Source organism: Stenotrophomonas sp. YJH_SMC_48-3, from assembly GCF_059369375.1.
In genome coordinates this window covers 113,244-139,518 of the sequence record NZ_JCAFSQ010000005.1, presented here as the reverse complement: position 1 = coordinate 139,518, position 26,275 = coordinate 113,244, and the positions used below count along the sequence as shown (strand labels likewise).

Annotated in this window: 15 protein-coding genes; 7 read left to right on the top strand and 8 right to left on the bottom strand. The window is 61.6% G+C overall.

The features are described from left to right. Positions 1 to 184: 184 nt before the first annotated feature. Both AC5P65_RS09865 and AC5P65_RS09860 read right to left on the bottom strand, forming a co-directional pair. On the bottom strand, positions 185 to 844 hold the full coding sequence (locus tag AC5P65_RS09865) for a hypothetical protein (protein ID WP_180832636.1): 660 nt from the start codon (positions 842 to 844) through the stop codon (positions 185 to 187). A 70-nt stretch (positions 845 to 914) separates the two neighbouring features. Beyond that, positions 915 to 1,061 (bottom strand): multidrug transporter, encoded by a 147-nt coding sequence (locus tag AC5P65_RS09860; RefSeq protein ID WP_111097736.1) that lies wholly within the window; start codon positions 1,059 to 1,061, stop codon positions 915 to 917. A gap of 1,484 nt (positions 1,062 to 2,545) precedes the next feature. Here AC5P65_RS09860 and AC5P65_RS09855 point away from each other — a divergent pair. Further along, positions 2,546 to 2,803, top strand: coding sequence for a hypothetical protein (locus AC5P65_RS09855; RefSeq protein WP_180832635.1), 258 nt, complete (start codon positions 2,546 to 2,548; stop codon positions 2,801 to 2,803). Between the two features lie 311 nt (positions 2,804 to 3,114). Here the strand turns inward: AC5P65_RS09855 and AC5P65_RS09850 are convergent, their stop codons facing one another. The 3 genes from AC5P65_RS09850 to AC5P65_RS09840 form a co-directional block, all read right to left on the bottom strand. Then, positions 3,115 to 3,513, bottom strand: a complete 399-nt coding sequence (locus AC5P65_RS09850; RefSeq protein ID WP_180832634.1) for an Imm10 family immunity protein — start codon at positions 3,511 to 3,513, stop codon at positions 3,115 to 3,117. 13 nt (positions 3,514 to 3,526) lie between these two features. Then, entirely contained in the window at positions 3,527 to 8,944 is a 5,418-nt protein-coding gene (locus AC5P65_RS09845; RefSeq protein WP_180832633.1) for an RHS repeat-associated core domain-containing protein, read from the bottom strand. A 113-nt stretch (positions 8,945 to 9,057) separates the two neighbouring features. Continuing rightward, a complete protein-coding gene (locus AC5P65_RS09840; RefSeq protein WP_180832632.1) occupies positions 9,058 to 14,697 on the bottom strand; it encodes an IPT/TIG domain-containing protein in 5,640 nt (1,879 codons plus the stop codon). A 161-nt stretch (positions 14,698 to 14,858) separates the two neighbouring features. Between AC5P65_RS09840 and AC5P65_RS09835 the strand changes: the two genes are divergently transcribed. Next, positions 14,859 to 15,890 (top strand): cytochrome-c peroxidase, encoded by a 1,032-nt coding sequence (locus AC5P65_RS09835; protein WP_180832631.1) that lies wholly within the window; start codon positions 14,859 to 14,861, stop codon positions 15,888 to 15,890. Here the strand turns inward: AC5P65_RS09835 and AC5P65_RS09830 are convergent. Both AC5P65_RS09830 and AC5P65_RS09825 read right to left on the bottom strand, forming a co-directional pair. Then, positions 15,887 to 16,303, bottom strand: a complete 417-nt coding sequence (locus tag AC5P65_RS09830; protein ID WP_146146946.1) for a hypothetical protein — start codon at positions 16,301 to 16,303, stop codon at positions 15,887 to 15,889. The genes AC5P65_RS09835 and AC5P65_RS09830 overlap by 4 nt on opposite strands. A 962-nt stretch (positions 16,304 to 17,265) precedes the next feature. Next, the gene (locus AC5P65_RS09825; protein WP_180832630.1) at positions 17,266 to 17,745 is read right to left on the bottom strand and encodes a GNAT family N-acetyltransferase; all 480 of its coding nucleotides are present in this window, start codon (positions 17,743 to 17,745) and stop codon (positions 17,266 to 17,268) included. A 133-nt stretch (positions 17,746 to 17,878) separates the two neighbouring features. Here AC5P65_RS09825 and AC5P65_RS09820 point away from each other — a divergent pair, with 133 nt between their 5' ends. Next, positions 17,879 to 20,074, top strand: coding sequence for a hypothetical protein (locus AC5P65_RS09820; RefSeq protein WP_206621448.1), 2,196 nt, complete (start codon positions 17,879 to 17,881; stop codon positions 20,072 to 20,074). A 68-nt stretch (positions 20,075 to 20,142) separates the two neighbouring features. Next, positions 20,143 to 20,628 carry a TspO/MBR family protein gene (locus AC5P65_RS09815; RefSeq protein WP_031269081.1) on the top strand — a complete coding sequence of 162 codons (486 nt, stop codon included), beginning with the start codon at positions 20,143 to 20,145 and terminating at the stop codon, positions 20,626 to 20,628. Positions 20,629 to 20,638: 10 nt separating this feature from the next. Here the strand turns inward: AC5P65_RS09815 and AC5P65_RS09810 are convergent, their stop codons facing one another. Continuing rightward, on the bottom strand, positions 20,639 to 20,932 hold the full coding sequence (locus AC5P65_RS09810) for a hypothetical protein (protein WP_031269080.1): 294 nt from the start codon (positions 20,930 to 20,932) through the stop codon (positions 20,639 to 20,641). A gap of 249 nt (positions 20,933 to 21,181) precedes the next feature. On the opposite strand from AC5P65_RS09810, the gene AC5P65_RS09805 reads away from it, so the two are divergent. From AC5P65_RS09805 to AC5P65_RS09795, 3 genes are read left to right on the top strand one after another with little or no spacing between them, the layout of a single operon-like run. Continuing rightward, positions 21,182 to 23,419, top strand: coding sequence for an ATP-binding protein (locus AC5P65_RS09805; RefSeq protein WP_019659677.1), 2,238 nt, complete (start codon positions 21,182 to 21,184; stop codon positions 23,417 to 23,419). Continuing rightward, positions 23,416 to 23,883, top strand: a complete 468-nt coding sequence (locus tag AC5P65_RS09800; RefSeq protein WP_019659676.1) for a response regulator — start codon at positions 23,416 to 23,418, stop codon at positions 23,881 to 23,883. Before AC5P65_RS09805 ends, AC5P65_RS09800 begins: the two co-directional genes overlap by 4 nt. Further along, positions 23,876 to 26,275, top strand: coding sequence for a response regulator (locus AC5P65_RS09795; protein WP_495215549.1), 2,400 nt, complete (start codon positions 23,876 to 23,878; stop codon positions 26,273 to 26,275). The genes AC5P65_RS09800 and AC5P65_RS09795 overlap by 8 nt, the downstream gene beginning before the upstream one ends.

Below are 26,275 nucleotides of genomic sequence, written 5' to 3'. Positions count from 1 at the left end.
ATCCTTCGTCTGTAGGGAATCCCCCTACCCAGATCGCAGGGACGCTTCTAGACGTCTGGTATGGATCCAGCGGGACTCACCGGATGAAGAGCTGCCAAGGTACCGAAGAAATGGAGTGCTCCGACACTTTAGACACCATCCCGCCTCAGTCGCAGGGACTGAGACGGGATGGCGAACTGTTGATCTACGGCTCGATTGTGGGCCACTGGCTTTCAATGTGACGTGCCATATCGTCCAACATCCTCAACGTCTCCGGCCTCATGGGCTGGCCTCGGAAGTACCTTCCGGAGAACAGATCAATCAGTTCAAGCTGATCCGGCCTCACCTCAACGTTGTTCTGCCCTAGCACCCAATAGCCGAACTCAAGTGTGAGCCGGGCCTCCTCAGGGTCGCACTGAACACCCTTCTCGTGGAAGTAGATGTAGCGCACCTCGTCAGCATCCATCGCCACAACGTGCGGTGAGAAGCGCACTTCAAGACTGCGCGCATGTGCCTGGTAGCGATGCCCAGGAACCACTTTCAAGCGGCGGCTTGCATGCGGTGATGCAATGAAGGAGTCCAGCACGCGCATCGAATTGTTGCGCCGTGTCTCTTGGGAGATGCCCTGCAACTTTGCGCGCGCGTCTATGATTGCAGGAAGGCCGCGCTTCATCACGTCGCGGATTCCTGCAAGCGCCTTGGCGTAGTACGGCTGCATAAACACCTGCGGCGTACCACGTGGGTATTTTTGATCATGCAGGAATCGCATCTGCCGACTCGCCGACATGCGGACCATCCGAGCGAGGTTGCGATCAGAAAGACGTGGTCTTGGTACAGCAGGTGAGAGCTTAAGAACGGTGTTCATAGCGTTTTTACTTCCTTTCCGCAGTCTGCGAACGAAAGAGGGGCGGCGTAAGGGCCGCCCCTCTGGCTACTCATTTGGCGCGCGACTTGGTCGGAGACGGCTTCGGAGCGCTGTTGCGCTCCTTGACCGTCGTCGCCTTGTGCTTCTCGGCAAATTGCTTTGTTACGAACTCGCCGGAGACAGCGCTGTGATACTGAGTGATCTTCTTGTCAGCCATTGCTGTAGACCTCGTGATAGTTGGGTGAAGTCGCTGCGACTGCCCAAGGGAACACCCTCGCCCCCCAAAGAAGGCGTCTTAGGTGGTCCTGTATCCGGAGAGGTAGAAGACCTACGTAGATGCTTTACGAAGTAGCTCTCTGAAAGCTATAATTCGACGTCTGCCAAGACGCACAGCTTCGTAGGTCTCTATCAATCCGTACTGGACAGCTTGTTCAGTAGTCCGGGTTGTTTTTTCCTCCTTGGTTGTGAGTTGCTGTATCCGAACGCCTCGCCTGCAAGCGAGGCGTTCGCTTTTGTGGATGTCTCGTTTGCGATTTTACCACCGTTCACGCAGTTAGCAAGCACGAAGGGGGACTGCCAACCACTATATCTAGTCTCATATGATGAGACTGACCGCAATATGCAGTGGTTTTCGCGGGAAACTTCGGCCAACCTTAACGGAAATATGAACGAAGCCCGGTCATGGGCGCCGGCCGATGGCAAAAGTGCACCAGCCATTTCTTGTGACGCAGATCAAGTTTTCAAGGCCATGGAAGCCGCGCCCGTATCGCCCTAACCAACCCGCTGCAGAAAGCCGTATCTCGGCAGCCTCGGCGAGCCGCATGACATCTATGGCATACGCGGCGGGCCACGGAGTACTCACAGCTCCTCGGAATCAAGCCAAACAGACACATCAACCTGCTCTTGAGCCTGACGACCTCGCAAGTACAACAAGAGGCGCTCTCTACAACCCTTGGGATCGAGACTCCGCCCGAGTGGGACTTAGCGGCGTGGTATCCGTTCATGACTGACGACCCGAGACTGCCCTCCCATCTCAGGTTGAGGTACTGCCTTCCATGCATCAGACTCGGGTATCACACCACACTGCATCAGCTGCCCTGGATTTCCACGTGTCCTTGGCATGGCGTTCGCCTGCGCCAGAATTGCCCACGATGCAATGGATTTCCGGTGACGGTCGCCGGCACGCCCACGAAGTTGCTCACCTGCGCGTGCGGCTTTGACCTTATGAATGAGTCAGCTTCCGCCTTGCAGAGGCAGCCCCACCCCACTGCTGCGGCGTACTTACAGGCCTACCTCAACTGGTGCGGGGAGCAAAGACGTACAAGTCGGCTGATCGTAACTCCAGGGGCGCACATTGATCCCAGCAGGATTTCCAGCCTTGTGGACCTCCCTCCTGGTCTGGCGCTACGCCAGGCCAGGAGGGTCTGCAACCCTAAAAGATACAGACTCACGACACACCTAGACCAGCAATCACCACCAGCAGGCGCAGACACAGCACGACGTGCAAGCCATGCAGACCTTGAGGACGACTCAGGCCCAATCCTCCGTCACATTGACCAGAATGCCGCCAAAGGTTCCCGACGAGATCGATCAGATCAGGCCTTTAGCCATCAAAGTGAGCGAGTCACCGGAGCTCGAGATCAACCAGCTCCGGATGGATGGAGCAGCTACGCCGCGACGAGGCCAGGTGGGCGCTATCGAATGATTCACCCCAACTATTTGAGCTTTGTAGATGAAATCTTGAACAAATTCAGCCACTTCAGCGAGCAACAGATCGACAACGGGAAGCTTGATCCACGAGTGAGGCTGGCGGTGCTCGCCCAGGGCTACGCGGAAGGCATCTTTCTCTCGAGGCATGAGGGCAACTTGAGCGAGCTTGTGGAGCGCTATAGATCGCCCAGCCCCATTGCACTTTTGGATACGGGCCATCCACACGAATTGCGTATGGCGTTCGGATAGCACACTCTCCAACTGACGCATCGCCCGCCCCCTTCTCTAAGTTCCTGACGTGCAGCAGCCCTGCGCAATGCTGGCTTGGTCTCGAGCGGTGCCGCAGCCAATCCTTGCTTCGAGCCTCGCCTCCATCAAGAGGCGGGGCCGGCCTGTAGGACGATCATCGGGAGCTGGGAAGGCAGCCCCTGCCCCCAAAAAAACATTGAAAGCACCGATTGAACTGCAGCGGCGCAGAATACCCACACTTACCACTTCTTCCCCATACGCTTCGCTGTGCTCAGCGCTGGTCATGCAGGCATCGCCACAAAGCGACGCAATCAAATCTTCCCAGCTGAACTCAGCGCGAACGGAATCTTCTCTGAAGCGCAGATCTGGCCTAACGCCATCTCCAGCGAACCAGGCTTATCCAACGTTTTCAGCGTCACCGCTATCCCACCTTTGATACCAAGCTTCCTCTGCGCCACTTCGGAGAGCAGCAGCTGGAGCTTAGTACCCAGCAGGGACACTTCCTCCAACCCGCCATAGCATGGCTCCAGACCGCCGCCAACCTCAAGATGGGCATGATCCATGCCTAACTTCTTATCTTGATCGTCATACTTCTTAGCATTCTGAATTATGACGTAGCGGGACGGATCGGTTGGGCTATCTGCCAATCCGACCACGATGCAGTAGTCATCTTCCTCTACGGAAACCACTTCTGCAGTGAACTCATACATCGCCTGATCCTCATTATTGTCCGCCAGTCGTCCAGCGCCTAGTTTGGCCACCCTCCCGCCACTGGTATCTTACCGTGGCACCCGTCTCTTGAGCAGCGCGATTCATGTACCCCTTGCAAGAAGGGCAAGGGGGCCGCTCACCAGTGATGGTCATTGTGTCGCCTCTTCTGAGCGGCGTATGAGTTACAGCGCGAGCTTCAGTATGTGATGCCAGCGTATTGCGGGGGAAGCCTAGCGCCTTCTCCGCGGGCGTCATGTTGCCGCTTACCAGTCTTTCATGGCTGATTATTTGCCCGTCCGCTCCTCTTACCATCACGTTTGCGTTGTGATGTCCGCGCACAACCCCCTTGGGCCCAAGCCTTTTGACTACGCCTTTTGCTGCAGTTCCATAGCCACCACCTGGCGCCGCAAGTCCGATACCAAATGATATAGCTGAAATTACTTTTGTTTCTGTGGTTTCACAAGGATCTAGAAGTGTCTTTCCTGTCTCAACCGCATCATAGATCGATAGGGCAATTTCTATCCCAGCCCATATCAGCGGCAGCACGACAAACCAAGCGATATGCCCCGAAGGATCGCTGTAACTGATCGGGTTACCCAGAGCGTAGGCGTAGAAGTTCACATCCCCTGACGCGAAGCCATAGGAATCTTCGCTGATGAACCGGCCCATGTCCGGGCTGTAGTAGCGCGCGCGATAGTAGTAGAGCCCGCTTTCGTCCTGCTCCCGCCCTGTGTAGCGGTAGGGGTTGTTGGAGTTCCCTGCAGAAGCCTGCAACTGCCCATAGGGCGTGTAGTCGTAGCGCTGCAGCAGCTCGCCGGCCCCATTGGTCAGGCCCCGCGTACTGCCCAGGTGGTCGGTCAGATAGTAGGCCCTCCCGCCCGCGTCATTGCGGGCGAAGCGCTGATCAACGCCGAGGCCAGTCAGTATCGGGTTGACCGTGCTTCCGACTGTCTCCTGCACGGCATTCTGGCCGTCATACAGGTACTGGGTGGTGATACCCGCTTCGGTACGAACGACACGTCTGCCCAGCGGGTCATAGCCGAATGTGGCCACAATGCTGGCCCCTTCCCGTATCTCCACCAGCTGGTTGCGCACGTTCCACACGTAGCTGCGGACGCCATCGCTTGTGAGATTGCCGTTGTCGTCGTAGCTCAGCGTGCGGCCATTGTGCGTCAGCTGGCGGTTCGCATCATCGAAGCTGCTCGCGCCTGTAGTCGCGGCAGGCAGGGTCTGACTTGCAAAGCTGCCGCTCTGGTTGATGATCTGGCCGTTGCTGTCATATCCGAAGCCCAAGGTGCCGATCGCCTGTTGACCAGGCTTCTGCCACGCCAGGCCTGTGAGCTGGTTGCCGGCGTCATAGCTCTGGGCTACTTCGATGCCGTTGGGCAGGGTCAGATTGCTCAGACGGTCAGCGCCGTCGTAGGTAAACTGGACCGATTCCACGCCCTGATCAAGCTGACGAAGACGGTCAGCTGCGTCATAGGTGTAGCTGACTTTGGCCTGTGCCGCCGCGCGCATTTCTGTGCGTCGGCCTACGAGGTCATGGGCATATCCCACTGTCCCCTGAGGGCTGGACTCGGCGATCAGCGCGTCAGATTCATCGTAGTCCCAGCTCAGCGCACCAACCGCACCGGTATCGGTGAGCGTGCGGATTCGATTGCCGGCATCGTAGGAATAAGTAGCTGTGGATCCGTCAGGGAAGGTGGTTGTCTTCGGTCGTCCCAGCACGTCATACGTGTTGGTGACGCTGCGCTGCATGCGATCGGTGTAGCTGGTGACACGATCGGACAGGTCGTAGGTCCACTGCTCCACCTTGCCTGAGGCATCGGTTCGCGTCAGCGGACGATCGCGACTGTCATAGGTGTAGGTGATGCCGTTGCCGTTGGGCAGCAGCACGGCATCAACGTTCCCGTTGGCGTCGTAGCCGTACTCAACCCCTGCTCCGTGCGCATCCAGCAGCTTCCTGACACGCCCCATGATGTCGTACTCGCGGCGCACGACATTACCCAGTGGGTCTTCGGTCGCGATCAAACGCCCCAGAGAATCAAAACGATAGCTGGTACGCCGGCCTAGAGGATCAGTGACGCCGACAAGATCGTATCCGTCGTAATGGAGCTGCAGGGTCCTTTGCAGCGGATCGGTCGCGCTTACCATCTGGCCTGCTGCGTTGCAGCGATAAGTCGCAGTACGGTTGAGCGGATCGGTTACCGAACTGAGGCAACGGTTGTGGTAGCCCAGCTTAGTCACGCGGTTCAATGGATCAGTGATGGTCGTCAAATCACCATCAGCGTTGTACGCCATGCTGACCGTGCGCGCCTTACTGGTGCCGGCCAGCGCGGTGATCTGCGTGGTTTGGCCATCGTTGTTGTAGGTGTACTCCGTCTTCCGCCCCAACGGATCTGTGCTACGAATCAACTGGCCATTGCTGTTGCGCTCGTAGGTGAAGGTCTGCGCATCGGCGGTCCCATAGGCAAACGTTTCCGATGCCGGGTACGGCGTCCCCTGGGCGAATACGATCCTGCGCTTGCTGCCGTCAACCTCGGTAACCAGGGTGCCGGTCACACCATTGTCGACATGAGCGTAGTTCACGTTGATCTCGCCGCCATCGGCCTGGATCTGCTTGATCACCCGGCCAGTCGAAACACCGTTGACCACCTCGAACTGATTCAGTAGCAGGCGATGCCCACGCTGGTTGGTGATCGATTCAATTCGGTGCTGTACGACACTCCCGTTCTGTATGCGGGTCTGGAAGGTGTATTGACGGGAGGTAGCATCTGGATAGGTTGCCCTTGAGAGCAGCCCATTGCTGTCGTAGGTATAAGACCATTCCCTACCGGTGTGGTCCCGCAGCGATTTGATGCGATTGCTGCCGTCGTAGGCAATGGTGACGGAACGCCCGCTGGGCGAGGTGATTTCCGACACCAGGCCTGCGTTGTAGAGAAGGGACGTCCGATTACCGTGACGGTCCTCAATCCAGCGCACGCGGATGTCGTTCCAGCTTGAGAACTGCATGCGTGAGCCATCACGAAGCGTAAGCAGGAACGCGCGTCCCCAAGGCTGGGTTGGGTCCGAATCATAAACCGTCTTTATCAGTGCGCCGGCGAAGCGTGTATTGGAGCCGGCTTGGCGCCACTCCCCCTGATTGCCAGTGCCGGAGATTCTATCGAACCGAACTGCCGAGCCATTGGGCTGCACCAACTCCAGCACGTCGTAATTGGCGGTATTGGGACGATTGAGGGTGTAGCCCCAGTTCCACGACATGCCGATGCCGAACACACCGCGCTTGAGGTCGTTCGGCCGGTAATTGCGCCCCACCGTGATGGGCACCACATCATCGATGGCTACATCGGTTTCCGCGTGTGTGAACTCACCGGTCTTCAGATCAATGGGATCGCCAGCCACGGCCGCGTCACCGCTACACCCACATTGACCGGAGTTGTCAGGGGCCAACCCAAGCTCACTGGCTCCATTGCCACCCGGGACGCTGTACATGCCCCCCATCGTCTCGTGCAGAGCCACGCCCTGTTCGGGCACAAAGTGGCGCCCATCATTGGATACCGTGCCGCGCCCATACACCCGCCAGCCATCCGTCGGATCGTAGATCCAGAAGTCGGCTTCAGTGCCCTTCTTGTAGCTGTCGTAGTTTGGGTAGTAGACGCGGATACCATTGCGGACATTGGGATCCAGGCCTCGCACCTGGGCGGCGCCAGGCTCCACCGTGAACGCCATAGGGTGGTTTTCCATCACCGGGAACGGCGCCCTGTTGACCGGCGTCGGAACGATGGCGATTTCGTTGACCAGTCGCCCCTTGCGATCATGGATGACCGTGCCTTTGGGGATGTGCAACTCCAGCCCAGGGATGTCTGGATGGCTGACAATCAGGTCTTGCCTCAGCGGCGAGGCAATTCGCACCTTGTCGCGTGCACTGATCTTGGGCAGATGCATCAGGTACGGCAGCTCGTTCAGCTGCCCAGCCTTGACCTCTACACCAACTACGAACTGTCCATACTGATCATCGCCGACATTGGCTGTGCTTCCGTCGACGTACAATTCCTGATGGCCCGTGGGCAAGTCAAACAACGCGAACCAGCCGTCAGCATTGGTTCGGGTCGAGATACTACCAACGCTGACTTCCACGTTTGCAACCGGCATCTGGTCCACTCGAACTACCCGGCCGCGCAGGGCAGTCACCTTGTAGCGTGCTGCCATCGCGGCTGAGTACGCGGCAGGCTCGACACGCTTGTCCCCGCCATAGATCCGCCAGCGGTTATCGGTGTTGTCGCGCCCCGGATACCAGACACCGCTCTCGACCACGCCACGCGCGCGGCAAGGTTGGTAGCCGTTGGCCGCCTGCTCGCAGTTGGCTTGGTTCCCCGCCTGACCAGTAGTGACCCGCTCACCTGCTGGCTCCACATCGGTACCGCCCTGATCAACCGTACCTCCTGAGGCATCGAGGGCAGCGGTTCCAAAATCGAGCGCCACCAACGGCTGCGCCTTGCCCTCCGTGGTACGCACACCATCGATCATCAAGGTGTAGTGTGAAGCAGGGAACAGCGACCGCTTCGGTGACACAAACAGGAGCCGGCCGCCTTCGACCGGCATCACCTCGATGGGGGTAGATCCGCCAGGACCAATCAGAGTGACCGACGTCGCGGAGAAGTCGGCCATGTTGATGGGCTGGGTGAAGCGCACTGACAAACGCTGTGAGGGCAATACGTCCCTGCTGCCTTGGGCGGGAATCGATCCCCCCAGCCCCGCCTGCTGACGATCCTGATGTGCAAGCGCGTTGGAGAATCGCCCATCCTGCTGGCTGTAGATCAGTTCAGCATTCTGCTGAGTGCCACGTCGATCAACGCCCCCAGCAAGGCGCACCCGACCATCACTTAGCAGCAGTGCGGCGTGCCCGCGGCGCGCGATGCTGGTTTCATCACCGAGAGCGAGCGTACGGTTGCTGCGCTCGTTCCACAGCTCGGCAGGCATCCCCTCAACACCGGTATCTCCGCCGGCGAACAGCACGCTGCCGTCTGTAAGCACCGTTGCCGTGTGACCCGCGCGTGGCGACAGCGTCAGCTCATCAGCTGGCGCGAGCTCATCTTTTACAGGGTCATACCAGAGCCCGTCACGGTGCAGGGTTCCGTTGTTGTCGGTCCCTCCCCAGACAAGAACCCGACCACTGGGAAGCAGTGTCAAGCTCGGATTGAGCCGCACTGCGGGCAGGACAGTGGCCTTGGCCGCTCCCCTTGGACTGCCTTCCCCTTTCAGAAGCCGGGTTCCAGCAGCATTCAACGTCAACCAACGCCCATCATTGAGCTGTGTTCGCTGCTCCCGTCCCGGCAACGGCTGCCATACGTCACTGGCACTTGCATCCGCTGCACGTGCTTGTGCGGGGGGCAGCAGGCCTGCATCAAGATGCCAGAGCGAACTGGCCATTGACAGTGCACCCAGTAGCAACCCAGTGATGAACACCTTGGGCCGACCTGTCCTGACTGCCCGGACCTTGGAGATTCCATTCTTCATAGTCGTTGATCTCTTCGCTGCTGCGCTCAGGGCGAGTTCGAGACGGAAACGGTCGCGTTGGCGGACCTTCCGAGATCCGGATCCGCCAGGATCCAGTACGTTCCCGTCTCCGGCAACGTAAGGTTCAGGCTTGAGGCGGTCGTCGGCCCGGTCGTTCCTATCGCATATCCGCGGCGCCGATCACTGGGCTTGAAAATCTGATAGACGACGCGACCTCCGGCGGGCTGCGTGGCCTGCCCTGCCACCTGCAGCGTGACCTTTTCGCCCTGCGCACCCGCAAAGGTCAGCAGGCCATCCTGACCGCGACGCGACAACGCGAGAGGAGCACCAACCCCGCGTTGCAGGGCGATCCCAATGTTGGACGACAACGTTGCACTGAACTGCATCGTCTGTCCTGGCGCCACTGCCTGGACCAGGATGCTGTAGTCCCCGGCCACGGTGTTGTAGAAATCGATATCGCAGCCCCCGTCGCTGACATAGCAGTACGACGTGTCAGCAATGCTGGCGCCACTGGGAGAGTACGCGTACACACGGACGTGATTCCCTTCGCTGAGGGTCAGGCCACTGATGGCGAACCCGAGGTTCCCCCCCGCCGTTGCCTGGAATCGGAAATGCGCCGACTGACCCTGTTGGCTAGAGGCAAACTGGGTATCCGGGCCATCCACAACCAGCGGGTTCAATCCGCCGGTGGACAAGGTAACCTGCCCATTGGTAGTGGCACCGTTGTCTGGATCTGCCCAGACCCAGTACGTTCCAGACTCTGGCAGAACCAGATTGATCGACCCTCCCGATGTCGGCGTGATGACGCCGACCTCGTAGGTGCGACGCCGATCACTGGGCTTGTATATCCGATATCGAACCGTCTTCGCCGATGGCGTGGTGGATTGCCCGGCAACAAGCAGGGCTACCGACTCCCCTGCAGTCCCGGTGAAGGTCATTACTGCATCCTTGCCACGACGATCCAATTGCAGATTCAGTGAAACATCCCGAGCGAGTGCAGGGCTGATGCTGCTGCTCAACCCTGCCTTGAACTGCATGGTCTGTCCTGGCTCCGTCGCCGAGACGATGACGCTATATGTTCCGGAGGTAGGGTTATAGATATCAATGTCGCAGCCGCCATCAGCGACGTAGCAGTAAGAGACATCGCCCACGCTGTCGCCATTGGGGGCGTATGCGTAGATGCGCACATGGTTGTTGCTACTGACCGCTAAGTCGCTGATCCCGAAGCCCAGGTGCTGACCAGCTGCCACATTGAAGCGGAAATGGGCTGACTGTCCGGGATGAGCCGAAATGAACTGAGCCACTGCTCCATCGCGCTCCATACCACTGGCCGTTCCGGTGGAAAGTGTCACGTGCGAACGGGATGCTGCCCCCTTGACTGGATCAGCCCATATCCAATACGTACCCGTCTCCGGCAGTACCATGTTGATCGAACCGCCGGTCTGCGGACTGACCGAATGGATGTAGTAGCCGCTCCGCCGATCGCTCGGCTTGTAGACCCGATAGATCACCTGACGATCTCCGGGCACCGTTGTCTGCCCAGCCACCTGGAAGGCCAAGCTTTCCCCCTGCGTGCCGCTGAACGTGATCAGCCCATCCTGACCGCGGCGCGTCAGATCGAGTACCGCAGGAACATCGCGCTCCAGTGAAATACCCCTGCTGGACGAAAGCGTTGCATTGAACTGCATTGCTTGGTCGCCGTGCTCCGGAACGATCATGACACTGTAAGTACCCGCGGTCGGGTTGTAGATGTCGATGTCGCACCCTCCATCGGCAACATAGCAGTACGAGTCATCCTGGATGCTGCTGCCATTGGGTGCGTAGGCGTAGATCCGAACTTGCGTCCCACTGCTTACAACCAGATCGCTCAGGCCGAAGCCAAGATGCTGGCCAGCAACGGCATTGAATCTGAAGTAGACCGTCTGTCCAGGAAGGATGGTTTCCACAGGTACTGATCCGCCGCTCTGGGACAGGCCACTAGTGGTCCCCGAGGAAAGCGTGACCTGTGCGCTGGCGGTTGCGCCATTGTCAGGATCGGCCCATACCCAGTACGTGCCAGTCTCTGGCAGCGACATGTTCAACGAACCGCCGGCAAGTGGCGTGATCGAGCCGAAGAAGTATCCGGACCTTCGATCACTCGGCTTGTAAATGCGGTAACGCACGCTGTTGCCAGCGGGTGCGGTCGCTTGGCCTGCCACCTGCAGTGCCACGGTCTCACCCTGAGTGCCATTGAAGGTGAGCACCCCGTCCTGGCCGCGACGCGAAAGCGTCATCTGGCTTGGGCTGTCACGAATCAGTTCAGCCGGTGCACTACTGGACAGCGTCGCGGTAAATTGCATGCGCTGCCCTGGCACGGATGGCACCAGCACCACGCTATAGGTACCCGGAACCGGATTGAAGATGTCGATGTCACAACCGCCCCGCTCGACATAGCAATACGAATCATCCTGGAAGCTGTCCCCGTTGGGGGTATAGGCGTATATCCGGACATGCGTGCCATCAGAAACCGCCAGGTCACTGACGGCAAAGCCAAGATGCTGGCCCGCCGCCGCAGTGAAGCTGTAATGTGCGGATTGCGCGGGCTGATCTGCGACAAAGGCCGCCGCCGCACCATCCAGTACCATGCCACTGGTGGTGCCGGTGGACAGTGTGACCCTGGCACTCGCGGCTGCTCCAAATTCAGGATCAGCGTATACCCAGTACTCGCCACTCTCAGGCAGGCGAATATTCACTGCCCCGCCCGTTTCCGGAAGGATGCTGGCGATGTGATAGCCCGCCCTACGGTCGCTGGGCTTATAGACCCGATAAGCAACCGTCCTGGCTGCAGGTACGGTGGATTGACCCGAGATCTGGAAGGCCACGGTCTCACCAGCCATGCCGCTGAACGCCAGCAAGGCATCCTGGCCACGCCGATCCAGGCTCAGATTGAATGGTACATCCCGCGAAAGAGTGGAGCGCAGCGCTGACGAAAGCGTAGCCCGGAACTTCATCGTCTGAGTCGTACCCACCGGGCGCATGACGATGCTGTAGGTTCCACTCACAGGGTTGTAAAGTTGTACGTCGCAACCGCCATTGTTCACATAGCAATATGTTTCGTTGCCCACACTGGCACCGCTTGGCGCGTAGGCATATATCCGGACGTGCGTGCCATTGTTGACGCTCAGATGACTGACGCCAAAGCCAAGGTGCTTTCCTGCCACCGCATTGATGGTGAAGGACACGTCCTTGCCTGCAGCGCTTTGATATTCCCCTATGCTGCCGTCCTGCTCCATTTCACCCAGAACGCCCGCTTCCAGGGTCAGCATTGACGTCGTAGTTGCACCGTGTTCCGGGTCAACAAAGACCTGGTACGTGCCGGCGACATTGGTGTCTATCAACAGGGTTTTCTCGCCCGCAGCGTAGCCGGAAGCGATGGTCGTGCCATCCGGACGAAGCGCCCGGAAGTACACGCCCGCTCCCATTGGCTCTGTGGTTTGCGCTGTGATCTTGAGAGCAATCACTTCGCTGGCAGATGCTGGAAAGACCAGGCGTGCATTCTGGCCGTGGCGAGGCAAGACCAGAGCAGTTGGTGTGCCACGTGTCATGTTCACCACAAGATCGCGGGACACGGTTGCGTTGAACGTCATGGTCTGGGTTGAATCCAGGGGCACGACTTCCACGCCATGAACGCCCGCTTCCAGCGACGACAGGTTCAGATCGCAACCGGAATTCGCCAGGTGACAGGTTGTGTTAGCCAACAGGACGCCATTGGGACGATACACATTCACAACCACGCCGCTGCCGTCCGCGATGATCAGGTTGCTGATACCAAGGCCCAGAGAATCCTCTTGGGATGCGTTGATCTGGAAATATGCAGCCTCCCCTGCCCGCGAAAGTGCGTGAGTTGAAGTGGCGCCATCAATGAAGGGACTTCCCTCACCGGCACTCAACAGTACTTCCGTTGCAACTGTTTCCCCGTATCCAGCGTCGATCACGACGTCATAGGTGCCGGTGGCTGGAAGGGCCAGGTTCATTACCATTCCACTTGCTACGGCTAGGGACTTCCAGAGGGTTCCATCTGGATGGTGAACCCGATAGTAGACATTGCGACCTGCGGGCAGGGTCGTCTGACCAGCAACCAAGAGTCCAAGCACCTCACCTGCCGTTCCGGTGAAGCTCAGCCTTGCATTCTGCCCAGGGCGCAAAAGGGAAATGGGCAACGGCGTGGCGCGCGCCAAAGTGTGCTGCGAGTCAGTGGACAACGCTGCCTGGAAGGCCAACAGGCGAGTGCCTGACGCTGCAGGTGCTATCAGAATTGCGTGCCTGCCCGTACTCAGGGCCGAGAGATTGAGGCTGCATCCGTTGTTGGCCTGCGTGCACTGCTGGAATCCAGCCTGCCCTCCATCAGGCCCCTGCACAGTCACTGTTGCCGAACCCCACGCTGGAGGACCGGTCTTCTCCGCCAAACCCAGCCCCAACGGCACTCCCTTGCGAGCGTCGAACACCAGTCGACGACTCTGTGCTGCAACGCTCGTACTTACCTCCTGCAGCGTGCCATCAACATCCAGGACGGCGGACCGCTCCAACTGCAGCTTCCATGCCAGCGGCCCCGCCTTGGGAGTCAGCACCAGCAGGTGAGTGCCCGCAGACTTCAATGCAGGCATGTGGAAACTTGGCGAGTTGGCCGAGACTGTGCCGGAGGCCAGGCGTTTGTTGCCGACTCCATAGAGAGCAAAGTTGAGCTCGCTGGCCAGTGCGGAAAATTGGGCGCTGATGTAGTCCCCGCCCTGCGCATCGAACAGGATGGCAACGCCTTGACCGGCGGCAGTCGTCGAAAGATCGTTGAGTTGGCCATCAACAGCCAGTCGTTTCACAGCTCCAATCGTCGACTCGTCGATTCCCGGCGGTACAACGAGTACGTCGTCCGTACTCACTGCGCTTCCATACGGTGTGGTGACCCGGACTCTGCCGCTGCTCGCGCCACTTGGAACCGGGGCCTGAAGTGCGGTGTTGCTAGCCTGTTCCAGGGACAGTGGGGCCATGCCGAGGCGCGCACTGGTCTGCCCGGCGAGCGGGAGCAATGACTGCCCGCTGATGGTCAGCGCGCCCCCGGTTGTGGTGATGTGAGGGCTGACTGCGGTGATGAGCGGGGCGCGAGGTTGTGCATCAACGACGAATGGCACGTCGCTGCTTGCCGTCTGCGCACCCACGGTAACGGTCAGCACACCAGTGGTGGCCGCCGAGGGAACGGTGACTGTCAGACTGCCTCCACTGGCGGCGATGACGCTGGCAGGCACTCCATTGAAGTGAACGGTGTTCTGCGCCGGCGCAGCGCTGAATCCCCGCCCTTTCAGCGTGACCCGGTCTCCTGCGCCGCCGTGACGTGGTGCGAAATCAAATATGGCGAGCGCGCCAGACGCCAGGCGTTCAACCCGCTTGATGTTACCCAGCGTGTCGTAGTGATAACGCGCCGTGTCGCCGGCGCTATTGGTCACCGCGATAAGGCGACCGTTGGCGTCGTACACGTAGTCGGCAGCCAAAGTCGATTCGCTTCCCAGCAGCAGGGCAACGAAGCCAGCAATGCGCAGCCCGATACGGCGCACAGCACTGGGCCCAAAGCTGCGCGCACCGAGAAGCGCATAGAGCCAGCTAGCACGTCGTGAAACGCGGTATTGCGGAACGTCCATATCCCTTGGTCCCGTCTGCTAGTGCACATGTTGTTCAACGACAGCACGTGAGCCCGCTTGCGTGGCCCGGCATGCCTTCCATTGGCAGTTCCACAGCTTCAATAGTAGTTGCATAATTTCCAAGGGCGTGTCAAGTAACGACATCCAGGGCGATGGAGCGCATGGCGTTGAGTGGAATACTTCAGACCATTCTTGTGACATCCGTCATGTTTTTCGCCATGAGCGGACTTACGGGATGCGGCCTCTCCCCGCCGAGCTCCGACACCAACGGGGACGCGACCTCAATCGCCTTGGGGCGGGAGCTGTTCTTCGATCAAAGTCTGAGTGCCGATGGAACCATCAGCTGTGCGAACTGCCACGTTCCCTCGAAGTCATTCACAGATGGCCAGGGTGTCTCAATCGGCGTCCGTGGCGTGCCTGGCACACGAAACGCCCCAGACCTCTCTGATGCAACTGCCTACTCCACGTTGTTCTGGGACGGCCGGGAAAGCGAACTCAAGGTGGTGGCGCTGCAAGCATTCACTAATCCCAGGGAGATGGGATTGCCTGACGAAGCTGCGCTGCTTAAACAGATCAACACCCAGGAGCGCTACGCGCGTTTTGCGCAGGGTCGCCCTCTGAATCAATCAGACATCGCTGAGGGCCTTACGCAGTACTTACGATCTTTGCCACGGCAACCGACACGCTACGACCGCAGCATCGGTGAACCTTCACTTCTAAGCATGGATGAGCGCGCTGGTCTTGCACTGTTTGCTGGCAAGGCAGCCTGTACGGAATGCCACCTGCTTGCTGGAGATCCGGCCGCGTTGACTGACCAGAGGTTCCATCACGCCGGCGTTGGGTTTGAGCAGATCGCCGGGGACGTAACTGCATTGCTGGGGCGGCTTGAACAGTCCACGCGCACGGGGCAGCCCTTGGGTGAACTTGTGCTCTCCGAGCGGGAGATTGCGGAGCTTGGTCGCTTTGCAGTGACTCGGAGACCGCCTGATCTGGGTGCGTTCCGCACTCCCAGTCTGCGTAACGTCGCACGCACAGCGCCGTACATGCATGACGGGAGCGTGGCGACCCTCGACAAGGCGGTAGAGCGTGAAATCTACTACCGCAGCTTGGGGCGAGGCCGCGCCGTGAACCTGACGGTTACTGAGCAGGCGCAACTGACCGCCTTCCTGCGCGCCCTGTCCACCGAGAATTAGTGGGCAGGCGCCGGCTCGTTGATATCAATATCACGCGTGGTCAGCAAAGTGTCGCCGACACTGACTTCGAGCAGATACCGACCCGGCTCCCACTCCCGCGCGTTCGTTGGCGCAAGTGTCAATCTAGCTTGCTTGGTGGTGGCAGTCTCGGATGCAGAGGACGCAACCTGGCCTGTGGCCAGGTTGATGAAACGCGCCTGGAGTTGGCCGGCGTTCTCTGGCGGCACCGTATTCAGCACGACATCGACGGTCAGATTGTCCTGCACGGTGAAGGGTCGTGTGCGCACTGAGCCATGCGCATCCCCGCTATCAATCGTCAGGGACTGCAGCGAAACGGGGCTGATCGCCGCCAGTTCCTGTGATGGGCCTGCCTTTCCGCAGGCGGCTGCCGCTGTTAGCACGAAGAGCATCACGGGGAGAGTCCTTGCCTTCATAAGCACCACGCCTTTCCATGACTGAGCTGACTGGAGTATGGCACCGCAAGCAGGTCATGCGCGAGTTCCGTTCCGCGCACCGCCCCTCGGCTCATGTCGGTTCTGGCCGAAACAATGGCCGCTAGCCCGAGCCTCCCTGGCCGCAGCGCCAGCCATCATCGATGACAAGCCGACGAACCTTCTACCGCACCATCAGCAGCTGCTCTGGAGGGGCCCTCACATGGCACTGCTTGAACGTGAATGGCACAGGATCCCCGAGCGCTACCGGTCGCCCACACCAATTGCGATCTTGAACTGGGGAGACAACCCAGAACTGGCTATGTCACTTGCATAGCGCGCAACAAGGCTAGAGCCATTCCGACTGAGGAGTTACCTGACCCTCCATTGGCATTGCCCCAACTTGAGAGCACTGCATTGGCAATGCACCAAAGTCACAACCTAGGATTGTTCAATGTCCAACTTGCCCACAGTGATCCGTGCGCCATCTTGGTGCATTCCGAGGACCCCGTCCTTACAAATCAACAAGATGAAATTCTTCAAACTCCGAGCGTGCAACACGATCACTGCCAACCGCCCTTTGGGCTTCCCTCAACCTCTGCAGGAATGGCAAAGGATCTTGCGGATCTGACAGTGGCCGGTAAAGACGGCTTTGCGGGCGTAGTTTTGCCGCTGATCTTGCCGTGGCTGCACGCCAGCCTGGCAAGAGCGCTTTCGCCGATTCGGCACCAACGACCGAGGCCTCAGGAGCGCGTTCTGGCACCCCAGCCGTAGCCGCTCACTGGCCGTGACGCGTCACGCTATTCGGCTCGTTCCATGCCGGCGAGCTCCATGCCATCTAGGCGCGGGCCCGCGTCGATGCGCTGAGGATGAGGGACATCCTCAGGAACTGTGCAGCCAGCCTCGGCTGGATATCGCCGGCCACGTGCGACCAACGCATCGCATCACAGGAACCGGTGCATCACAAAGACGTCCACCAGCCCCAATTCCCGGTGCCGAAACGCCTGTGGCAGCGTCCCCACTACCGCAAACCCCAGCTTCCGATACAACGCCACGGCCGGGCCATTGGTACTGACCACGTAATTGAACTGCATGGCCAGGAACCCTTCCGCCCTCGCCCGCTCCAGGCTGTGTTCCACCAGGGCCCGGCCCACACCTTGCCCTTGTGCCGGCGCATCCACCACATACGTGGCGCTGGCCACATGCGCCCCCAGATCAGGGAAGTTCGGGCCCATCTTGTACATGCCCACCACTCGGCCCTGCAGAACGGCCACATAAGGTGTCTGCGACAGGAACCAATGCGCGCGAAAGGTTTCGACCTCAAAAGAGGAGGCAAAAGGCAGCGCATCCTGCGCCGCAATGGCCGTCTTGAACATGCCCCACATCGCGCCGAAATCGCCTGCACGGGCGGGCCGGATCTCCATGCGTCTCCTGCAGATCTGTGGTGGTGACCAGGCCGGACACTACCAGAATCAAGCTTCCGCCCCGTAGCCGCTTCACGCGCCACCGCCGTCGGCTACGCAATAGTTGTGGAAATTCCGGCCCTCAGAGCAGTAGATGCCTCCTGTTTCCGTGCACATCCCGCACCGGCTTCGACGGTGGCGCGTTCCCGCCTACGTCCTGCTGGGCATCTACCTGCTGTACCTGCTGGCCGGCAACATCTTCCTCAATACGCCACTGTTCGATCAGGTCACCAACCGCAAGCCGCACAAGTTCGTGATGACCACCGGCCCGGCCATCACGCTGCTGCCCGGCCATGTCATCGCCTGGAACGTGCACATGCGCGGCCACGTGAACCACACGGTCTACGTGCTGCATGCCGAGCGCGCCAGCGCCCGGTTGGCGATACTGCCCCTGTTCCAGCGCGAGGTACGGGTTCCGCGCTTGCAGGCGACGGGGGTTTCCGCCGAGATCAGCCGCGTCGAAGAAGCCATCCCGCCACCACCGCGCAGCGACCGCGGCTGGACGCTCCGTTTCGACGCCATCCACAGCGACAGCATCCGCAGCGCACGCTTTGGCAAGTTGCTGATCATTGGCAAGGGCCGGGGTACGGTGGGCTTCCTCAAGCAGCTGCGCGGCGGGCCGTCGGAGCTCTTCGAATCCGAGGTGGCGTTCAGCGATGCGGACACCAGTTTTGACGGCGTGCAGCTGTTGGGCGACATGGATCTCAGCGCACGCTTCAGCTATCCGCGCCACTATCGGGACCAGGCGCCTGGTCTGGCCAAGCTGAAGCTGCTGCATGCCCAGCTCGAGGTCGACGCCCGCAGCCAGGGCCTGCGCATGGACACGGATGCCACAACGCCGAAGATCTCCAGCGCGCCCATACCCGGACGCCTGCAACTGGCGCTGCACCTGATCGACGGCCAGCTGCAGCCCGGGGACCGCGCAATCTGGCAGGTGCCGCTCTACCTGGGTGACGGCGCCCCCGACCGCGGCGTGCTGGCCCTGCAGCTCAATGTGGCCAACGACCTGCGCCTGCAGGCCCGCCTGCCGCCCAAACCCGGCTCAGGCAGCGAAGTGGATGCCGATCTGCACGTCAGTGGCCGCGACATCCCCTTCCAGCAGCCCGCACAGCTGCTGGACCGCAGTTCGGGCACAGTGCGCGGCGAATGGACGTTCACTTCGCTCAACTGGATCCCTGCCCTGTTCGTCCGCAAGCCGTGGCTGCAGCTGGACGGAGGCGGCACGCTGAAAGCCGATCTGCGCCTGCGCAACGGCGAACTGATCGAAGGCAGCACCGTGGACATCCCGGCGGCCGCGGCCGTGGCCGAGGTCGCCGGCGTCCGCTTGGCGGGCACGGCCAGTGCCCATGGCGTATTGAAGGCCGGCAGCCCCAGCCAGGCACAGCTGGCTGTCCGACTGCCACGATTCACTGCGCAGCCAACCGATGCCAAGGGCGTGCGCCTGTTCGACGGCCGTGACCTGGCCCTGGACCTGGCCGGCGATGGCCGCCTGCAGGAGTTGCGCAAAGGGGTACGCGCGCAGCTGCGCTTCAGTGAAGCCACCATCCCTGATCTGACGGCCTACAACCGCTACCTCGGCTCGCCGCAGGTGCGGCTGCTTCAAGGCACCGGCAGCCTGAGCGGCGATGCCACGCTCGACACCGATGGACGCGTCGGTCATGGCACGGCCCGGCTGTTTGCGCGCAACGCCAGTGCCAAGGTGGCGGGACTGGAAATGGGCGGCGATATCGGCGTGAACGCGACCCTGCGCCGCGGTGACTTCAATGAACGTCATTTCGATCTGTCCGGCACCACCGTGGAGCTGCGCAATGTGCAGGTGGCCGGTACAGAGCGCCCAAGTGCATGGAAGGGCCGCGTGGCCTTCAAGCGTGGCCGCATCGATGCGCAGTCGCCCTTCCAGGTCGATGCCACCACGGATCTGGATCTCAGCGACGCCCGTCCGTTGCTTGCACTGTTCGCAGAGCGCACCGACTACCCGCGCTGGACCTTGTCGCTGCTGGATTCCGGACAGGTACAGGCACAGGCAACGCTGCGCTGGCGCCCAGGCCATCTGGTCATCGATGGACTGCAGGCCGAGAACGATCGCCTGTCGGTACGCGCGCGGCTGGATCTGCTCGACCAGCGCAAGCGCGGGGACCTGTATCTGCGCTGGGGGCTGCTGGGTGCGGGCATCGAGCTGGACGGTGACCAGCGCCAGTGGCACCTGGCCAAGGCACGCGAGTGGTTTGATCAGCGGCCTTCCCTGCTGCCAGCGAGCCAGGGAACGGGCGCCGCAGGTTCATCGGACTGAAGGCTGGCGGCCTGCATCCATTTGCGGCCTCAGTGCGTAGACGGAATCAAGCGCATCATGGAGCTGCTATGAAGCGGAGTTCACAGGTTTTCGGGCTTCTGGGATGGATGGCGATCACCTTCATCGCGGCCACTCTGGGGGCGTGGGCGTCGGCATCCGCGGCAAGCTTCTACACCACCCTGGCCCTTCCCCCGTGGGCACCACCGGCCAGTGTCTTCGGTCCGGTGTGGACCTTGCTCTACGCCATGATGTCCATTGCCGCCTGGCTGGTCTGGCGCGAACGCGGCTGGCGTGGAGCACGACCGGCGCTGATGCTCTACCTGGTGCAGCTTGCCGTCAATGCGCTGTGGAGCTGGCTGTTCTTCGGCTGGAAGCTGGGCGCCTTGGCCTTCGCCGACATTCTTGTACTGATTGCGCTGGTATGCGCAACAACCGTCGCGTTTGCGCGCGTCCGTCCGATTGCGGCGGCACTGCTGCTTCCCTATCTGGCCTGGATCTCGTTCGCTTCAGCGCTCAACTTCGCGGTATGGCGAGCCAATCCCGGGCTGCTGTGACCTCTGCCGGTCACGCCTGGGCCGCGGCCTGCCGGTGCCAGCTCCGCAGCAGGGCCGGCTTGAAGGCCTGCTGTCCGCAGCCGGTGGGGCATCGCACCACCCGCGCCGCAGTATGGCTGACCAGGCCCTGCCCTTCCTCTGCCTTGAAGATCGTCTCGCAGGACAGGCAACGGGCCACCAGCGAGTACAGATGCAGCAACCGGCCACTGGCAGGGTCCTGCAGCGCATCCACATCCAGCAGTTCGAACTGGCAGCTGTCAGGCAGCATGCGATACGGGGGCAAGGGCACGGTCTGCAGATTCACGGGGCGGTCGCTCAGGGAAGTGGACCCACCCTAGGCAATGACCTGTCGAGCTGATGTGCAGCGCAGATGTACTCTTCGCGAAAACTGCAAGTGTTCGACCTGGTCTTTACATGAAGAATTCAGCTTGGACAGAAACACGCTTCACACGCACACACTGGTAGGCGGATGCACGATTTTGCTTCACCATTGATGGATACGGATGTATCACTGGGCTATCCAGCCATCCACGAACCATGAGCCCTGCCCTTGATGCCTTCTGCTGAATCCGCGCACGACACCGCCTCGTCCAGCTGCGCGCGCGAACCGATCCATACCCCCGGCGCGATCCAGCCGTACGGTGTGCTTCTGGTCGTTGAGCCGCAGTCCCTGCAGGTGCTCGAGCGCGCCATCAGCCATCCGGGGCTGCTGCAGCAGTTCGGCGAGCCGTTGGCGCAGCATGTCAGCAAGGTGCTTGGCGGTGCGCTGGCGCCGTTCCAGGCGTTGTTCCAGCAGGCGACGGTCGGCAGCAGCGCGCATGTCGGTGCCGTGCATCTGGATGGCCATGGCCGCCATCAACTGCTGGTGCACCGCTCCGCCACCGATCTGCTGGTCGAGCTGGAAGCGCCGGTTCCCGGCCAGCCCGGCTCGCTGGAAGAACTGTATCCGGCCATCCGCGAGCTGATGGCCGGGATCGAGTCGGCCGGCACCGTGGAAGACCTCTGCCAGCTGGCTGCCGCGCACATGCGCCGGCTGACCGGCTTTGACCGCACCCTGGTCTATCAGTTCGATGCCGGCTGGAATGGCATCGTGGTGGCCGAGGATGGCAACGGCCTGTTGCCGTCCTACCTTGACCTGCGCTTCCCCGAATCGGACATTCCTGCGCAGGCCCGCGAACTCTACCGCCGCAACCGGGTGCGCCTGATCGCGGACAACAACTACACCCCCGCGCCGTTGATGCGGGCCGACGACCATCGCGACGCACCAGCCACCGACCTGAGCCTGGCCGTGCTGCGCAGCGTCTCGCCGGTCCACCTGCAGTACATGCGCAACATGGGGACCGGCGCATCGATGTCGGTATCGCTGGTGCATGAAGGCCGCTTGTGGGGGCTGGTGTCTTGCCACACCGTGCAGCCACGGCGCCTGCCCTACCACGTGCGTACCGCCTGCGAGCTCATGGGCCAGATCCTGTCGCTGCAGATCGCGTTGAAGGAGCGGGCGCGTGCGATCGAAGAGCGCGTCGCGCGGCGCTCGATACTGGTCAAGCTGCTGGGTCGCATGGCCGGCGACGAGGACTTCATGGCGGCCCTGCGCCAGGACGAGGCCAGCCTTCTGTCGCTGACCGGCGCGGCCGGCGCGGCGATCGTTCACAAAGGCGATTGCCTGCGTGTTGGCCAGTGCCCTTCCGCCAGCGACGTGCTGGCCCTGGCGAACTGGTTGGCCGCGCAGCAGGCCGGTCAGGAAACCTACTGCACCGATCACCTGGCAGCCGACTGGTCGCCTGCCGCGCACCTGGCCGATGTGGCCAGCGGCCTGCTGGCGGTGTCCATTTCGCAGTTGCATGACAGTTATTTGATGTGGTTCCGGCCGGAAGTGGTGCGTACCGTGCGCTGGGGTGGCGATCCCCGCAAGGAAGCCGCACCGGGCGTTGCGCTGTCCCCGCGCAACTCGTTCGAGGCCTGGAAGGAGACCGTGCAGCAGCGCAGCCTGCCGTGGAGCGACGCTGACTGCGAAGCGGCACACGAAATGCGCACGGCCATCGTCGATATCGTGTTGCGCAAGGCCGAGGAAATGGCCGAACTGAACGAGCAGCTGCTCCGCAGTAACAAGGAACTGGAAGCCTTCTCGTATTCGGTCAGCCACGACCTGCGCGCTCCCTTCCGCCACATTGTCGGCTATTCCGAGCTGCTGGGCAGCTCGGCGGGCGAACGCCTGAACGATACCGAGCGCCGCTTCCTGGACACGATCGTGGAATCGGCCAAGTCCGCCGGCACGCTGGTGGATGACCTGCTCAGCTTCTCGCAGATGGGACGCTCCACGCTGGGGCGTGTGCGGCTGGACATGACCGCGCTGGCCGAGGATGTGCGCCGGAGCCTGGCCCTGGACTACACCGGCCGCGACGTGCAGTGGACGCTGGCACCGCTGCCGGAGGTTGAAGCCGATCCGACGATGCTGCGCCTGGTCTGGCAGAACCTGCTGGCCAACGCGATCAAGTTCACCCGCGAGCGCGAACATGCAGTGATCGAGGTTGGTCACGAGCGAAACGACGAGGAAGACCACTTCTTCGTGCGCGACAACGGCTGCGGCTTCGACATGCGCTACGTGGACAAGCTGTTCGGCGTGTTCCAGCGCCTGCACCACGTCGAAGAGTTCGAAGGCACCGGCATCGGCCTGGCCAATGTCCGCCGCATCATCGGCCGCCATGGCGGCCGCACCTGGGCCGAGGGCGAGCCCGGCAAGGGCGCGACCATTCACTTCACCCTACCCCGCTCCACAGGAGAACACCCATGAGGGACCTGCGGCCGATCCTCCTGGTAGAGGACAGCCCCAAGGATGCAGAGCTGACGATGGCCGCGCTTGAGCGCTGCCAGCTGTTGAACGATGTCATCCATGTACGCGACGGCGCCGAAGCGCTGGATTACCTGCGCTGCGAAGGCAAGTTCGCCGGTGCCATGCACGGCGGCCCGGTGGTCGTGCTGCTGGACCTGAAGCTGCCCAAAGTCAATGGCTTGGAGGTACTGGAGCAGGTCCGTGGCGACCCGTACCTGAGCAGCACCCCGGTTGTGATGCTGACCTCTTCGCGCGAGGAGCAGGATCTGGTGCGCAGTTACGAACTGGGCGTCAACGCATTCGTGGTCAAGCCGGTCGACTTCAAGGAGTTCTTTGACGCCATCCAAGGACTGGGCATGTTCTGGGGCATCACCAACCAGCCACCACCGCACCGGCCCAGCGGCTCGGGGCAGCACAATGCGTGATGGATCGCGCCGCAGCGAGCGCCTGCGCATCCTCATGCTGGAGGACAGCGCGCTTGATGCGGAGCTGATCACCGCACAGCTGCGGCGTGCCGGCCTGGAGTTCGAGGTCGAGCGCCTGTGGACGCGCAATGCGTTCATCGAGGCCATCGACAACCGTGCGTTCGACGTGATCCTGGCCGACCATGTGCTGCCCGGATTCGATGGCGATGCGGCCCTCGCGCTGGCGCGCGAGCGGATTCCACAGACCCCTTTCATCTTCGTCTCCGGCACACTGACGGAAGAGCTGGCCGTACAGGCGCTGACCCGTGGCGCGCGCGATTACGTCGTCAAGCAGCGCCTGCAACGCCTGCCGGATGCGATCCGCCGCGCTCGCCAGGAAGCCCATGAACGCGCCCAGCTGATGCATGCCCAGGCGGCGCTGAACGAGAGCCAGGCGCAGCTGCAGCAGGTCACCGATGCCGTACCCGCGCTGATCGCCCAGCTCGACAACGCGCATCGCTACCGGTTCGCCAACAGGGCGTTCCTGGACTGGCATGGAGTCAGCCTGGCCGAGCTGCTGGGCCGGACCGCGCGCGATGTCAGCGGCATCTCCGCTTTCGAACACGCCTTGCCCAGCCTTGAACGGGTACTGCAGGGCGAACGCACGAGCTTCCAGGTCGAGCTCGTCCATCGCAGTGGCGAGTCGCGTTTCGTACAGATGGAATGCGTGCCGGAGCATGCCGCCGATGGCAGCGTGGCCGGCTACATCTGCCTGGGCAGCGACATCTCGCTGCTGAAGCAGGCCGAGCTGGCCCTGCGTGAGGACAACCAGCTGCTCGAGCAGCAGGTGCAGGCGCGCACGGCCGAGCTGCGCGCCAGCAAGCGCCGCCTGCAGGCGATCTTCGAGTCCAGCTTCCAGCATCAGGTGCTGCTGGATCTGCGCGGATGCGTGGTCGATGCCAATGACGCTTCCTTGGCCGCTGTACTTGCAGACAAGAAGGACATTGTTGGCCAGCACTTCGCCGAATCGGTCTGGTTCGCCACCACCGAGGGCATGGGCGCAGCGATCGACCGCGCCGTCGGAGACGCAGCGCAGGGCAGCAGTTCACTGCATGCGCTGGAGCTGGAGCTCCCGACCGGCCGCCGCAGCTTCGACTTCTCGTTCCGTCCGCTGCTCGACGCCGAAGGGGCGGTCACCGCCGTTGTCTCCGAGGCCGTCGAAACCACCGCACGCCTGCAGGCCGAGCACGCGCTGCGCCAGTCACAGAAGATCGAGGCGGTCGGTCAGCTCACCGGCGGCATCGCGCATGATTTCAACAACATCCTGACCGTCATTTCCGGCAATGTCGAGCACGCCATGCTGCTCAGTGAAAGGGCTGGCGAGGCCGGTGCGCTGGTGGGCCGTGCGCTGGACAATGCGCTGAAGGGGGTGGGCCGTGCCGCCAGCCTGACCCAGCGCCTGCTGGCGTTTGCCCGCCGCCAGCCGCTGCGCAGCCAGGCCGCTGACCTCAATGTCCGCCTGCTGGACATGCACGACATGCTGCAGCGTGCACTGGGTGAACTGGTGCAGCTGGAGATCCGCAGCGCGGAGGACATCTGGTGCGTGGAGATCGACATCAGCCAACTGGAGGCCTCCGTACTGAACCTGGCGGTCAACGCCCGCGATGCGATGCCGCATGGCGGGCGGCTGGTGATTGAAGTCGACAACAGCCATCTGGACCACGACTATGCCGCGCTGTTCCCGGATGCAACGCCGGGCGAGTACGTGATGCTGCGGGTGCGCGACAACGGCCACGGCATGGATGCGGCGACGCTCGCCCGGGTCTTCGAACCCTTCTTCACCACCAAGCAGGTTGGCCGTGGCACCGGCCTGGGCCTGTCGATGGTGCACGGGTTCGTCAAGCAGTCAGGCGGCCACGTGCTGATCGATTCGGTGGAAGGCGGCGGCACCAGCATCACCATGATGTTCCCGCGTTCACTGCTGCCGTTGCCCAGCGAGGCGCGCACTCCGCAGACCGGCCTGGCAGGCTATTCGCCGCGCGAGGAAACCATCCTGGTGACCGAGGACAACGACGATGTCCGCGCCCACACGGTGGATGCACTGCGGCTGCTGGGCTACCGGGTATTGGAAGCCCACGACGGCCCTTCCGCACTGCGGCTGCTGGAACGCCCGGATACCAGGGTGGACCTGCTGTTCTCGGACGTGGTGATGCCCGGCATGTCGGGCTGGGAGCTGGTGCGGGAAGTCCGTGAACGCTGGCCGGAGGTCGCCGTGCTCTTCACGTCGGGCTATCCCCGTGACCACGACCAGGTGGGCAGCCAAGGGCGGGCCGTTGCGCTGCTGCCAAAGCCGTTCACCCGAAGTGATCTGGCGACGGCCGTGCGCACCGCGCTGGAGGCAGCGCCACACTGA